This is a genomic window from Collinsella acetigenes (assembly GCF_012844445.1).
GTDB classification, from domain to species: domain Bacteria; phylum Actinomycetota; class Coriobacteriia; order Coriobacteriales; family Coriobacteriaceae; genus Collinsella; species Collinsella acetigenes.
In genome coordinates, this window is sequence record NZ_JABBCP010000002.1 from 147,482 (window position 1) to 160,161 (window position 12,680).

A 12,680-nucleotide genomic window follows, 5' to 3' on the forward strand; every position below is an offset into this window, starting at 1 on the left:
TTTTTCGGAGGGCCATTATGCACGGCGGAGCATAATGGCCCCTAGTTTTATGCGTTCCTGACCAAGAGGGGACGCGTGGAAGGAGAAAAGTATGTACAAGTTCAAGAAGTTTGGCGCTGTCGTCGCCGCAGGCGCATTCGCCGCCGTTCTCGCCCTTGCCGGTTGTTCCGGCAACGGCGGTACCTCCGCGGGTAGCACCGACGCCGGTTCTGCTGCGAAGTCCGACAGCGTGCAGCTCGTCACCAAGGGCAAGCTGACCGTGGGCACCTCTGCCGAGTACGAGCCGTTTGAGTATATGGAGGATGGCGATTACAAGGGCTTCGACCTCGAGCTCATCAAGAAGATCGCTGAGAAGCTTGATCTTGAGGTCGAGTACAAAAACGTCGACTTCGACTCCCTGGTAGCAGGCGTTGCCAGCGGCACTAAGTACGACTGCTCCATCGCGGCCATCACTGCCACTCCCGATCGCAAGAAGGAAGTCGACTTCTCCGACTCCTATTACATGGACGACCAGGCTATCGTCACCCTTAAGGACAACACCGCCATCACTGGCGACAACTATGCCGACGAGCTTAACAAGGAGGGCGTGAAGATCGCCGTCCAGTCCGGCTCCACCGCCGAGTCCTTCGCAAAGGAGAACTTCCCCAACGCCGAACTCGTTCCGTTCAAGAACGCCACGGACTGCTTCTCTGCACTTCAGGCTTCTAAGGCCGACGCTTTGGTGACCAACCGCTCCGTCGCTTCCCAGCTCACCGCATCCTCGTTCGACAACTGCCAGACCATCAAGCAGGTTAGCACCGGCGAGGAGTATGCCATCGCTGTCAACAAGGACAACCCCGAGCTCACCAAGAAGATCAACGAGGCTCTGAAGGAGCTTACCGAGGACGGTACCGTTGACGCTCTCATGGAGCAGTACAACATCAAGTAGTTTGTTGCCCCGCTTGTAGCCATTCGGCCCCTTTCGCTCAGCGCGGGAGGGGCCTTTGCGCGTATTCGCGCGTGCTTTGGCGAGCGGGGGTGTAAGGAGTTTTATCGTGACTGAACCCGTGAACACAACACTCGGCGGCGCCCGCGCGGCCCTGCGTCGTTTGGCTGTTGCCTGTGCCCTTGCGGCTTGCGCTTTGGGCTGCGGCGCCGTTCTGGCCCCCGCGCCTGCCTGCGCCCTTGAGGTGCAAAAGCTCACCGCACAGCCCAATGCCGATGCCGGCAGCGACGTCCTGGGCGGCAAGGAGACGCGCCTGACCTGGGAGTTCCAGGCCGATAAAGACGAGGCCCTCACCGGATTTACCGTTACCCTTCCACAGGGGACCGAGTTTTCCACCGAGGACGCGCGCGTGACCATCCTGTCCGGCGAAGACCTTATGGATCGCACGTTCGTCAAGCCCAAGTACAGCGTCGACGGCCAGACGGTAAAGGCCACCTTCCCTAAGGCAACCGAGGCGGGCAAGTACTTCCGCTTAGAGTTGTACCATGTGGTCTTTCCCGCGCATGGCGGCAGTGAGCAGCTGAGCGCCACCTATGAGCTCGCCGATGGTACCGAGAAGGATGTGGCGAACATCCCCGCCCTCACCATCAAGGGTACTTCGGCACTCGACCAGTTTGAGTCGTTCCTCGAGGAGCAGCCTTGGGTTGAGGCATGGAATTCCAACCGCTTCCTGCGCTTGTTCCTCAACCCGCTCATCATCGTCTCCAGCTTGCCTGTTGTGTTCTCGGGCTTTTTGATGGCGCTCGCTATCGTGCTCGTGGCCTTTCCGCTGGCCATTCCCTTTGGCTTCATCCTTTCGCTTATGCGCATCTCCAACTCGCGCATCCTGCACGGCATCTCGGGGTTCTATATCAACATCATCCGCGGCACGCCGGCGTTCCTGCAGATCTACATCGCATTTTTTGGCCTGCCGCTTGCGGGCGTGAATATTGGCAACTATCCGCTGGGCGTCATCGTGATGGCCATGAATTCGGCGGCCTATCTGTGCGAGATCTTCCGCGCGGGCATCCAATCTATCCCGCCGGGACAAAACGAGGCAGCTCGCTCCCTTGGCATGAATCGTGTGCAGACGATGCTCTATGTCATCATTCCGCAGACCTTCCGCAATGTCTTGCCTACGCTTACCAGCGAGTTTATCCTGCTGTACAAGGATACGTCGCTGCTCGCCGCCGTGGGTGTGATGGAGATCGTCATGTATGCGAAGACGATCGTCGCCACTACCGGCTCCATCACTCCGTATGTGGTGGCGGCCTTGTTCTACCTGCTGGTTACCCTGCCGCTTACGCGTGTGGTGAGCGGTCTGGAGAACAGGCTTGCGGGTAAGACGCCTGCCAAGAAGAATTCCCCCAAGGGCGCCCGTGCAAAGGCGAATGCTGCCGACGCCACCCTCTAGGACCGAGAAGGAGATCTATCTATGAGTGAGAGCAACGAGGTCCAGGAGGGCGCTATGTCCGAGGACGACGTAATTGTTCGCATTAAGGATTTGCACAAGAGCTATGGGGACCTGGAGGTCCTGCGCGGCATCGACATCGACGTGCACCGCGGTGAGGTTGTGGTTGTGCTTGGCCCTTCCGGTTCTGGTAAGTCGACCATGCTGCGCTGCGTTAACTTGCTTGAGAAGCCCACGAGCGGCCAGATTATCTTCGAGGGCGCCGACATCACGGCCAAGGGCGTGGATATCAACGGTGTGCGTGCCAAGCTGGGCATGGTGTTCCAGCAGTTCAACCTGTTCCCGCATCTTTCGGTCAAGAAGAACGTCATGATCGCCCAGCAAAAGGTGCTCAAGCGTTCCAAGGAGGAGGCCGAGCAGATCGCTATCCAGGGGCTGAAGAAGGTTGGTTTGGGCGACCGCGTGGATTTCATGCCGAGCCAGCTTTCGGGCGGTCAGCAGCAGCGCGTCGCCATCGCCCGCGCCCTGGCCATGAACCCGCACGTGATGCTGTTTGACGAGGCAACAAGTGCGCTGGACCCCGAGCTCGTGCGCGACGTCCTTGCCGTTATGCGTGACCTTGCCCGCGGCGGCATGACCATGATTGTGGTGACGCATGAGATGAAGTTCGCGCGTGATGTTGCCGACCGCGTGATCTTCATGGACGGCGGCGTGGTTGTCGAGCAGGGCACCCCGGCGGAGGTCTTTGACCACCCCAAATCCGAGCGCACCCGCGAATTCCTCGGCCACATCTCCTAATGTGACAAAAAGTCGACAGGTTTATTTTGTCACATTTTCACAAGGCCTTCATATTCTAGGCGGTTGAATGCAGCGTCCCCGCTGAGGTGATCCTTGGCAGGGGCGCTGCTGTGCTTAGGTGTTTGGGGCAGGCGAGTGCCGGCAGTGTCTTCTCGACAGCAGCTTGTGTCCGGACGGCATGCTACTTTGATGCGAGTTAAAAACGAGCGTAAGGATTACCGTGTTTAGCATTGAAGAGAACCTGTTTGATTTCGCATTTTACCCCATGCCCGCCTTTGCCTATCTGAGCGAGCTTGCCGCTCCCGAGGATTGGGGCGAAAACGATCGCGTGCTCAAGAACTATCTGACGTTTACGTTCAAGCGCGCCGTCCATCTGTACAACAAAGCCGCTGAGGTGGGGGAGGGCTGCTCGGCCCTGATTTTTCAGCATGACTGCTGCCTGATGGATACGGGTCTGTTTACGGAGCGTTTCGAGCCCATCTACGTGCTGTTTGAGCCCAATGAGCGACCGGATGCCCGCCAGCAGTGGTTTCTCAAGGGCTTTTATAAGGCGAGCGACCCGCGTCTGATTGAGTTCAGCGTGCTTCCCGATCGCGTGCACTTTAGCGAGAATCCTGCCGACTTCGTGTTTGATTATCGTCTTGAGGTGCGGACCAATATCGATCATATCTTGGGCGATGCCGAGAATCTCTCTCGCATACCGGAGCAGCTCAAGGGCGAAGATAGGGCGTTTTTGCTGCGCCACGCTTTTGAGGGTGCCGTCATGGAGGCAAGTCGCCGGGCTGCTGCCAATTACACCATCGCCGTGCCGCAGTACTACAACGGCAGGATTCAGCTGCTGCTGCCGCTTTGCTTGACGGGCGATACCCCGGAGCTGGCTCTCACCATTCAGCGCGAGGACGGTTACTATTCGGCTCGCACCTGTCTGACGCTTGATATGGCGTACAACAACGCGCGTTTGATCTGCCGCCCCGAGGCTCCTTGGATTAAGGACGCCGCTTGTCCGGACGTGTGCGGCGACTAGTGGGTGCGGCTGAGTAGTTTGTGCCGAAGGATGACGACGCCCCCGCCGAGATTGATTCTCGGCGGGGGCGCGTTGCGTTTGGGATTATGCGCGTGCCGGGGTCGGGGCATACTCCGGTGCGATGCGCATCGTTGCGGCTTCTGCGTGCGGCGATCGAGGTGGCGCGGGCGAGAACGAGTGGCGCGGTCGGGCTTCTGGCTAGAGCGCAGATTCGTAAATCGCGCGGGCGTCGTCCAATGTGAGCTTTTTGAAGTTGCCAAACACCTCGCCGCGCGTGATCTTGAGGCCCGGCATCAGGCTGTCGATATCATCGGCCTTCATGCCAAATTCCGCGAGCGTGCGCGGCATGCCGAGGGAGCAGAAAAACTCCTGGAGTTCGTCGATGGTTTCCATCACGGCATCTTCGATTGCCTGCTCGGGCGTGATGCCTACGCCGTCTGCCTCGGGGTCCACTGGCTCGATGCCAAAGACCTGACGGCCAAACTCCAAGAAGCGCTCGGGGTGCTCGCGCCACACGTAGCGCATCCAGGCGGGGAAAAGTACTGCGAGGCCGGCACCGTGCGTGATCTTCACATCAAAGGCCGAGAGCTCATGCTCCATGCCGTGGCAGCTCCAGTCGCCATCGCGGCCACCGGCACAGCCTAGGCCAAGACCCGCGATGCCGTTGTGGGCGAGGGTGCCTGCCCACATGATGTTGGCGCGCGCGTCGTAGTCTTGCGGATTTTCCATTACGCGCGGTGCAGCATCCATGATGGCGCGAATTAGGCCGCAGGCGATGTTATCGGTAACGGGAACCGCGGGCTGGCCGGAGAAGAACCGCTCCATGATGTGCGCGCACATGTCCGTGATGCCCGCTGCGGTTTGGTAGGGCGGCAGGGTGAAGGTGAGCTCGGGGTCCATGAACGCCATGACGGGGCGGTTGAGGTCGGTGTTGCAGCCGCATTTGAGGTGCTCGGCATCGTTGCTGATGACGCAGGAATTGGAGGCTTCGGAACCGGATGCGGGGAGAGTGAGCACGCAGGCGACGTCTATGCGCTGAGCCGGTGCGGCGCGCTTGCGGAAGAAATCCCAGACATCGCCGTCGTAGGGAATGCCCAGGGCAATGGCCTTGGCGCAGTCGATGGCGCTGCCGCCGCCCACAGGCAGAATCAAGTCGACGTTTGCCTCGCGTGCGATGCGCAGGCCCTCGCGAACCGAGGAAATTTCGGGGTTGGGGCGTACGTCGCCGAGCTCCACGTGCGCGACGCCCGCGGCGTCGAGTGAGGCTTTAACGCGCTCGAGCGTTCCGGTGCGCACTACGGAGCTGGTGCCGTATACCAGGAGTGCCGAGGTGTAGCCAGCGGCTGCGACGTGCTCTCCTACGTGGTCGGCCATTTTGCGGCCAAACATGATGCGCGTTGGCGAATAGAAGGAAAAATCGTTCATGAAACGCCCTTTCTCGATGGTGTCGTGGCGACATCTACTATAGCGCCCGCCGATGGGGGCCAGCGGACGCTATTTGGGCGGTGACGCAAATTAGTTGAGGTGGGGCGCTCGGCAGTTACGCACATGCCGCTGTCGGACGGTTTGATATTTTTGATAGAAGGCAAAATGTGACAGATTAAACCTGAGGACTTTTGTCACACATGGAGGAGTCGACCGGTGAACGGTCGGATGTGACAGAATAAACCTGTCGACTTGCTGTCACGTTGCTAGGCGAGTTGGGCGCCGAGGGCCTGGCACGCGGCAATGCCGTCGTCATCGGGCTCCTCGTTGATGATGAGGGAGTCAATCACGTTGGCGCCGGCTTCTTCGGCATCTTCCTTCCAAGCGTCCATCCACTCCCCGTTGCCCCAGCCGTAAGAGCCAAAGAGTACGACTTTCTTGTCGCCAAGACTGCCCTTAACCTCGTCCCACATGGGCTGGAATTCGCTGTCTTCAAGCTCCTCTGCGCCCATGGCGGGGCAACCAAAGGCGTAGGCGTCGTATTCCTCGGCTGCGGAGAGGGAGAAATCGGCGGCTAGAATCTGTTCGACGGTTGCGTTCTTCGCCTCGGCTCCCTCAGCCACTGCCGCCGCCATCGCCTCGGTGTTGCCGCTGCCGGTCCAATACACCACTGCTACCTTACTCATGTTGAACTCCTTTGTTCGATTGATGCCCGAATGGGCAGGATTACCGTTGTGTTTGCTGTGGGCGCGCTGCGTTGCGCCCGTTTACCGTGGGACGTACTGTGAGGCGGCGAAGGCTTCGTCCGCATCGATATGCGCGGGCGTATATCGATGCGCAGCGTCGAAAGCGAGCGAATGTTCGCCTGGCTTGGTTTTGGTTGGCGTATACCTTCCAGGGGCCAACTTCGAGGTAGTTTTGCCCGTGGTTTTTAATAAAGCCGATTACGTCTTCGTAGGGATAGCCCAGGAAAAAGCCGATTTCGTGCGGAAACTCATTTCGGCAGACGCGATTGCTGCAGGGACAGGGCTTGCTTTCATCGTTTGCTCGTTTGACGGCTGCGTTCGACCGGTTCTGCAGGCGACGCGACAGCTCATCGAGGCACGCTTCAAGATTGCCAATGCGATACCCTTCGTTCTCGAGCGGATGCGCCGCCCGCCGGTCGACAAGATACGCTGCAAGTTCGCAAGGGCGATACACGTAGACGAGGGCTCCGCAGCGCTTCCAGGCCAGAATGCGGATTGCGACTCCGGCGTTTGAAACTTGACGTTGGCAATACTTCACAGCTTCGAGGAGGGCCTGTCTGTGCGCGCTAGCTTCGTTCTGGTTCTCAGGTGCTTGCGCTGTGAACGAGCCGGGAAAGGTGAACAGGCTGGCGGGTTTTAGTGCAGCCAAAGTGGGGGAACAGTTGCGCACGATGGCTTGTTCGAGGGCCTGGACATCGATGGGCCATGTCATGGCGTTCTCCTCTCGTGGCCTCGCCGTGCTTTAACAAGCGGCGGGTGATCGGCACAAGTTAACTAAGGGGAACTTATAGTGTTGAGGCCTTGCGGTCAAGAGAAAAAGTCAACTTGATTAAACTTTTATGATGACCGATGCCTCCTAGCCCGAGCGGGGTATAGTCGGCAGCGCATGGGCTCGGGGGATGTCTACCAACAAGAAAGGCGCATTGATATGTCCGTATCCACTGTCATCGTCGTGATCATCATTGCGGTGGGATTCTTCTTAGGTCTCTCTCGCATTGTTGCCAGTTTTTCTGGCAAGAGCTGCTGCTCGGATGGGCAGAAGCGCACGCGTGTTAAGAAGGCCATCGTGGCCGATACCGATGTTTCCCACTATCCGTATCAAGCAAATTTCCTCATCGGCGGTATGAGCTGCGAGGGCTGTGCGCAAAACGTCGCCAATGCCCTGAATGCCGTCGAGGGGACTTGGGCCACGGTCGACCTTGGGAGCCGTATCGCCACGGTTCGATCGAAGACTCCAATCGATCAAAAGGCTCTTTCGGATGTCGTATCCAAGGCGGGCTATAAAATCTTGCAGCCATAGTGTTGCCGGGCGTGCGTGCCGCGTCGCATTGCAACTTGGGCGGGACCCTGCGACCGGTGGGGGTAAGGGCGTGGCGGCCACGGAGCCGTCTTCGATTCGTCCGCGGTAACTCGACATTTCGGCCAGTGGCAAAATGTGACAGATTAAACCTGTCGTCTTTTTGTCACACAGGCATCTAGCTGGGGATTCTTGGACAGCGCTCCTCGGCGAAGGCTCGGATGTGACAAAATAAACCTGTCGACTTTTTGTCACATGGGGGCGAGGGGCTTTTGGGTACACTTCCTTAAATTTGAAATGAGGAGGACACACATGCCCTATTACGGTTACGGCTACGGCTACGGAATGGATCCGCTCTATCTGCTTGTGGTGCTTGTCTCCACGGTCATCGGCCTTGCCGCCCAGGCGTATATCAAGTCGACGTACGGCACTTGGTCTAACGTCAAGTCCGATGGCATCACCGGCGCCGAGGCAGCGCGCCGCATGCTCGATGCTAACGGCTGTCAAAACGTTGACATCAAAAGCATCGGCGGCACTCTTACCGATAACTACAACCCCACCGATAGCAACCTCTACCTTTCGCGCGATAACCAGTACGGCGGGTCGGTCGCGAGCGTTGCCGTCGCGTGCCACGAGGCGGGTCACGCCGCTCAACACGAGCAGGGCTATGCGATGATGAAGCTCCGCTCGGCCCTGGTGCCGGTCGTGAACCTCACCCAGAACGCCTGGACGATCGTCTTTATCCTCGGCGTTGCGCTGAACCTTGCGGGCCTGACCACGCTTGCCATCTGGCTCTTCTCGTTCTCCGTTCTCTTCCAGGTCGTTACCTTGCCGGTCGAGATCGATGCAAGCCGTCGCGGCGTGCGTTATATCCAGGAGTCGGGCATGAGCGCTCAGCAGGTGCGCGGCGCCAAGAAGGTACTCACCGCGGCTGCGCTTACGTACGTGGCGGCTGCCCTCTCCTCGGTGATTCAGCTGCTCTATCTGCTCGCTCGCACATCTCGTCGTAACGATTAGCGACCCTGTCGAGAAATATGACAAAACAAACCCATGGACTTTTGTCATGCGGGGAGGGGTATCGCGTCGTTCCTGTCCGGGCGGCGCGATAGACTTGTTATTTGATTAAGACGATGCTTCATATAAAAAGAGAGGGGGACTGATAGTGGAAGGCTGGAACTTGACCGGGACCTCTTCGGGCTCGTTTATCGACTTTGCGAACGCCATGGCCGATAACGAGGCTGCGGGGCAATCCGCTGCGGGAAAGGACGCCGACGCCCTTTCTGTTTCCCAAGCGGTCGAGATGGCGGCGAATGCGCTCGATGCCATCCCGCAGCTCACGGTAATTGGCGAAGTGACGGGTTTTCGCGGACCCAACGCCCGAAGCGGCCACTGCTATTTTCAAATCAAGGACGATGCCTCTGCGGTCGATTGCAAGATTTGGCGCGGCGTCTACTCAAAGCGTGCCTTCGATTTGCGCGACGGCTTGCAGGTGCAGTTTACCGGTTCGTTTGATCTGTACAAGCCCACGGGGCGCATGAGCTTTATTGCGCGGAACTTCTCTCTCGCGGGGGAGGGCCTACTTCGTCAGCAGGTGGCGGCTCTTGCCGAGAAACTGCGTCGCGAGGGCCTTATGGATGAGGCTCGCAAGCGCCATGTTCCCGTGTTTTGCAATCGCGTGGCCGTGGTCACGTCGCTTTCGGGCGCGGTGATCGACGACGTGAAGCGTACGCTGCGCCGCCGCAACCCGCTTGTGGAGCTTGTCTGCGTGGGCGCGAAGGTCCAGGGCGAGGGGGCTCCTGCCGAGCTTATCGAGGCCTTGCGCCGCGCCGCTGCAATCGAGCCTGCTCCCGACTGCATCTTGCTTGTGCGCGGAGGCGGTTCGTTTGAGGACCTCATGACCTTTAACGATGAGTGCTTGGCGCGCGCCGTGGCCTCCTGTCCGGTGCCCGTGGTGACTGGTATCGGCCATGAGCCCGACACATCCATCTGCGATATGGTGAGCGATCGACGCTGCTCGACGCCTACGGCCGCGGCGGAGTCGGTGGCGCCCGCCCTTGCCGACCTCGTCGAGGTGACCTCCACGCGCGAGCGCCGCCTGGCAAACGCGATGAACGTGCGTCTGGCTGCAGCCCAAGATGCTCTTGGCAATGATTCGCAGCGCGTGCGGAGGGCTATGGACGCGCGCTTGGAGCGCATGCGCCTCACGCTCGAGGCGGCTGCCGCCCGTCCCTGCCTGACCGATCCTACGGTTATTGTGGATCGCCGTCGGGTGGAGCTTTCGCAAACCGCCGAGCGTTTGGACGCGGCTATTGAGCACGCGCATAAGCGCTTCGCGCAGCAGCTTGACCTTGTGATCCCTCGTTTGCGTGGGGCCACCGCGGGCTTTTCCAAGAAACGTCACGCGCTCGAGCTTTCCACCTCGCAGCTTCGCCATGTGGGTGTGAGTCTTCTTAACGCTCCCTGTTCGCAGCTGGCGTCTTCGGCCGCGGCACTCGATGCGCTTTCTCCGCTCAAGGTCCTTGCGCGCGGATACTCGATTGCCTATGCGCCTGCAGGAGTGCTTACGAGCATTGCCGATGCGCACCCGGACGACGAGGTTCGCATTGCGCTCGCCGACGGTAACGTGCGCGCATGCGTGACATCTGTCGAGGCAGCAGACAATCTGAACATCGATGCTGCGGACCCTGCGAACTAGCGGGAACTTTTGGATATAGATACCTTGGAAGAAAGGGATTGTGACAATGGAGAACCAGACCAACGTAGACGAGCTGAGCTACCGCGAGGCATCGACCGAGCTCGAGCACATCATTCGCAACCTCGAATCGGGCGATATGGAACTCGAGGCTTCCCTCAAGAGCTATACGCGTGGTGTGGAGCTGCTTCGCAGCCTGCGCGGTCGCCTGGCAGATGCCGAGCAGAAGGTCTCGGTGCTCATGGCCGATATCGATGGAAACGATGTGCTGCAGCCCGCAGACGCAGCGAGCACGGAGGACAAGCCGAGCTTTTTGTAGGGATGCGCCGGGGATGCGCCGGCCTCGGCCGCTTGCGGTGAGATAGATGCGGCCGGCTCACCCGTGCTCGCCGTATAATCGAGGTGGCCTGTGCTGTCGTGGCTTTGCGTCCGGCTGCCGTGCACCGTGCGGCTGAAGCTTTGGCCTTGCAATTCAACATGAAAGGACCCAACATGGAAGACTGCATCTTCTGCAAGATTGCTGCTCACGAGATTCCCTCTACCGTGGTATACGAGGACGATCAGGTTATCGCCTTTGACGACCTGAACCCTCAGGCGCCCGTGCACGCGCTTGTTATCCCCAAGGAGCACTACGCCAACATCTGCGACGGCGTGCCGGGCGAGACGCTCGCCGCCATGGCGCACGCTGTGGACGAGGTTGTGCGGGCAAAGGGCCTTACCGGCGGATTCCGCGTGATTACTAATACCGGCGCCGACGCCGGTCAGACCGTGATGCACTTCCATATGCACGTGTTGGGCGGATGCGACCTTGGCGAGGACCTCATCTAAGCGTGCATCACAACGTTTCCCCAGCGTCAACGTCGTATTTGGTTGTAAATACCCTGTAGCGTTGCGTATTTTGCCCATGCGGACGCCGTTTCTGGCGTATCATGGGCACCGTTGTGTCGAGGGTGCGTCCTCGACACGCTTGAAAGTATCTTGAAGATAGGAGATTCATGAACGTTCTTGTTGTGAACGCAGGCAGCTCGAGCCTCAAGTATCAGTTGCTCAACACGACGACCGGCGAGGTTTTTGCCAAGGGTAACTGCGAGCGCATCGGCATCGACGGTTCCTTCATCGGCCACTCCGAGAATGGCAAGAAGGACACCCTGGAGGTTGCCCTGCCCGATCACAAGACGGCCATCAAGCATGTTTTCGATATTCTCAAGACCGTCGACCAGCCTATCGAGGGCATCGGCCACCGCGTCGTTCAGGGCGGCTGGTACTTCCCCGAGTCCAAGGTCGTTACCGACGAGACCCTCGGCTGGGTCCGTGAGGTTGCACCGCTTGCCCCGCTGCACAACTATGCCGAGGCCGATGTTATCGAGATTTGCCGCGAGATGTTCCCCGAGCTGGGTAACGTTATCGTTCCGGACACCGCATTCCACTACAACATGCCCGAGCACGCCTGGCGCTATGCCATTCCGCGTGACGTGGTCGACACCTACCACGTGCGCAAGTACGGCGCTCATGGCACCTCGCACCGCTACATCTGGCGCACTGTCGATGAGTTCACCAACCATGAGACCCATAAGCTCGTGAGCTGCCACCTGGGCTCCGGCGCTTCCCTGTGCGCCATCGAGGACGGCCAGTGCATGGATACCACCATGGGCCTGACCCCGCTCGACGGCCTGGTCATGGGTACCCGCTGCGGCGCCGTCGACCCCGCTACCGTGTTCTATCTCAACCGCGTTGCCAACATGAGCATCGACGAGATCGACACCATGATGAACAAGCAGTCCGGTCTGCTCGCTGTTTCTGCCAAGTCCTCCGATTCCCGCGATATCGAGGCCGGTATGAACGAGGGCGACGAGAAGTGCGCCATGGCTCTTGAGATGTTCTACTATCGCACGAGCCAGCTGTTTGCCGAGATGGCTGCCTCTATGGAGGGCGTGGACACCATGGCCTTTACCGCTGGTATCGGCGAGAACTCCGTGACCATGCGTCAGGGTGTTGCCGACCGTCTGGCTTGGATGGGTGTCAAGATCGATCCCGAGCTCAACGCCATTCGCTCCGACGATCCGCGCGTCATCTCCACGCCGGATTCCAAGATTCGCGTCCTCGTGGTTCCCACCAACGAGGAGCTTATGATCGCCCTCGACGTTGAGGCTCTGCTGGGTTAATCCGCAGCCGATTGCCCCGATTGATGTATGCGCTCGGTCGCGTTTGCGGCCGGGCGCATTTCTTATTGAGCAGATGGCCGGCGCTACTCCACGACACCACTCGGATTCCAGGCGATTCCCTCATGCTATTTTTGCCTTTAGCCGTGGCCGTCCCTTTTGGT

Annotated in this window: 13 protein-coding genes; 10 read left to right on the forward strand and 3 right to left on the reverse strand. The window is 59.4% G+C overall.

What is annotated here, in order from left to right; all coding sequences use genetic code 11:
• Window positions 1-91: 91 nt before the first annotated feature.
• The 4 genes from HF320_RS03645 to HF320_RS03660 all read left to right on the forward strand — a co-directional run bounded on the left by HF320_RS03645 (window position 92) and on the right by HF320_RS03660 (window position 4,197).
• Window positions 92-928 carry an ABC transporter substrate-binding protein gene (locus HF320_RS03645; RefSeq protein WP_169277107.1) on the forward strand — a complete coding sequence of 279 codons (837 nt, stop codon included), beginning with the start codon at window positions 92-94 and terminating at the stop codon, window positions 926-928.
• 106 nt (window positions 929-1,034) lie between these two features.
• On the forward strand, window positions 1,035-2,378 hold the full coding sequence (locus HF320_RS03650; RefSeq protein ID WP_349290695.1) for an amino acid ABC transporter permease: 1,344 nt from the start codon (window positions 1,035-1,037) through the stop codon (window positions 2,376-2,378).
• Window positions 2,379-2,399: 21 nt separating this feature from the next.
• A complete protein-coding gene (locus HF320_RS03655; RefSeq protein ID WP_169277108.1) occupies window positions 2,400-3,173 on the forward strand; it encodes an amino acid ABC transporter ATP-binding protein in 774 nt (257 codons plus the stop codon).
• 220 nt (window positions 3,174-3,393) lie between these two features.
• A complete protein-coding gene (locus HF320_RS03660; protein ID WP_169277109.1) occupies window positions 3,394-4,197 on the forward strand; it encodes a DUF3825 domain-containing protein in 804 nt (267 codons plus the stop codon).
• A gap of 198 nt (window positions 4,198-4,395) precedes the next feature.
• Here HF320_RS03660 and HF320_RS03665 read toward each other — a convergent pair whose 3' ends face one another.
• The 3 genes from HF320_RS03665 to HF320_RS03675 all read right to left on the reverse strand — a co-directional run bounded on the left by HF320_RS03665 (window position 4,396) and on the right by HF320_RS03675 (window position 7,080).
• Window positions 4,396-5,622, reverse strand: coding sequence for an iron-containing alcohol dehydrogenase (locus HF320_RS03665; protein ID WP_169277110.1), 1,227 nt, complete (start codon window positions 5,620-5,622; stop codon window positions 4,396-4,398).
• 266 nt (window positions 5,623-5,888) lie between these two features.
• Window positions 5,889-6,308: a flavodoxin gene (locus HF320_RS03670; protein ID WP_169277111.1), complete on the reverse strand. Its 420-nt coding sequence runs from the start codon at window positions 6,306-6,308 to the stop codon at window positions 5,889-5,891.
• A 40-nt stretch (window positions 6,309-6,348) separates the two neighbouring features.
• The gene (locus tag HF320_RS03675; protein WP_169277112.1) at window positions 6,349-7,080 is read right to left on the reverse strand and encodes a DUF3793 family protein; all 732 of its coding nucleotides are present in this window, start codon (window positions 7,078-7,080) and stop codon (window positions 6,349-6,351) included.
• Between the two features lie 216 nt (window positions 7,081-7,296).
• Here HF320_RS03675 and HF320_RS03680 point away from each other — a divergent pair, with 216 nt between their 5' ends.
• The 6 genes from HF320_RS03680 (at window position 7,297) to HF320_RS03705 (ending at window position 12,519) form a co-directional block, all read left to right on the forward strand.
• Window positions 7,297-7,668: a heavy-metal-associated domain-containing protein gene (locus tag HF320_RS03680; protein WP_169277113.1), complete on the forward strand. Its 372-nt coding sequence runs from the start codon at window positions 7,297-7,299 to the stop codon at window positions 7,666-7,668.
• 309 nt (window positions 7,669-7,977) lie between these two features.
• The gene (locus HF320_RS03685) at window positions 7,978-8,682 is read left to right on the forward strand and encodes a zinc metallopeptidase (RefSeq protein WP_169277114.1); all 705 of its coding nucleotides are present in this window, start codon (window positions 7,978-7,980) and stop codon (window positions 8,680-8,682) included.
• A gap of 145 nt (window positions 8,683-8,827) precedes the next feature.
• Complete coding sequence (gene xseA, locus HF320_RS03690; RefSeq protein WP_432417934.1) at window positions 8,828-10,360, forward strand: exodeoxyribonuclease VII large subunit; 1,533 nt, start codon at window positions 8,828-8,830, stop codon at window positions 10,358-10,360.
• Between the two features lie 46 nt (window positions 10,361-10,406).
• Window positions 10,407-10,676 (forward strand): exodeoxyribonuclease VII small subunit, encoded by a 270-nt coding sequence (gene xseB / locus HF320_RS03695; protein ID WP_022387738.1) that lies wholly within the window; start codon window positions 10,407-10,409, stop codon window positions 10,674-10,676.
• Window positions 10,677-10,849: 173 nt separating this feature from the next.
• Complete coding sequence (locus HF320_RS03700; protein WP_169277115.1) at window positions 10,850-11,185, forward strand: histidine triad nucleotide-binding protein; 336 nt, start codon at window positions 10,850-10,852, stop codon at window positions 11,183-11,185.
• Between the two features lie 167 nt (window positions 11,186-11,352).
• Window positions 11,353-12,519, forward strand: a complete 1,167-nt coding sequence (locus HF320_RS03705) for an acetate/propionate family kinase (protein WP_169277116.1) — start codon at window positions 11,353-11,355, stop codon at window positions 12,517-12,519.
• The last annotated feature ends 161 nt before the right edge of the window (window positions 12,520-12,680 follow it).

Excerpts from the sequence above, each read along its gene's own strand:
- HF320_RS03655 (WP_169277108.1), top strand. The coding sequence starts at position 2,400 with ATGAGTGAGAGCAACGAGGTCCAGGAGGGCGCTATGTCCGAGGACGAC.
- HF320_RS03665 (WP_169277110.1), bottom strand. The coding sequence starts at position 5,622 with ATGAACGATTTTTCCTTCTATTCGCCAACGCGCATCATGTTTGGCCGC.
- xseB (WP_022387738.1), top strand. The coding sequence starts at position 10,407 with ATGGAGAACCAGACCAACGTAGACGAGCTGAGCTACCGCGAGGCATCG.
- HF320_RS03645 (WP_169277107.1), top strand. The coding sequence starts at position 92 with ATGTACAAGTTCAAGAAGTTTGGCGCTGTCGTCGCCGCAGGCGCATTC.
- HF320_RS03700 (WP_169277115.1), top strand. The coding sequence starts at position 10,850 with ATGGAAGACTGCATCTTCTGCAAGATTGCTGCTCACGAGATTCCCTCT.
- HF320_RS03670 (WP_169277111.1), bottom strand. The coding sequence starts at position 6,308 with ATGAGTAAGGTAGCAGTGGTGTATTGGACCGGCAGCGGCAACACCGAG.
- HF320_RS03705 (WP_169277116.1), top strand. The coding sequence starts at position 11,353 with ATGAACGTTCTTGTTGTGAACGCAGGCAGCTCGAGCCTCAAGTATCAG.
- HF320_RS03685 (WP_169277114.1), top strand. The coding sequence starts at position 7,978 with ATGCCCTATTACGGTTACGGCTACGGCTACGGAATGGATCCGCTCTAT.
- HF320_RS03680 (WP_169277113.1), top strand. The coding sequence starts at position 7,297 with ATGTCCGTATCCACTGTCATCGTCGTGATCATCATTGCGGTGGGATTC.
- HF320_RS03675 (WP_169277112.1), bottom strand. The coding sequence starts at position 7,080 with ATGACATGGCCCATCGATGTCCAGGCCCTCGAACAAGCCATCGTGCGC.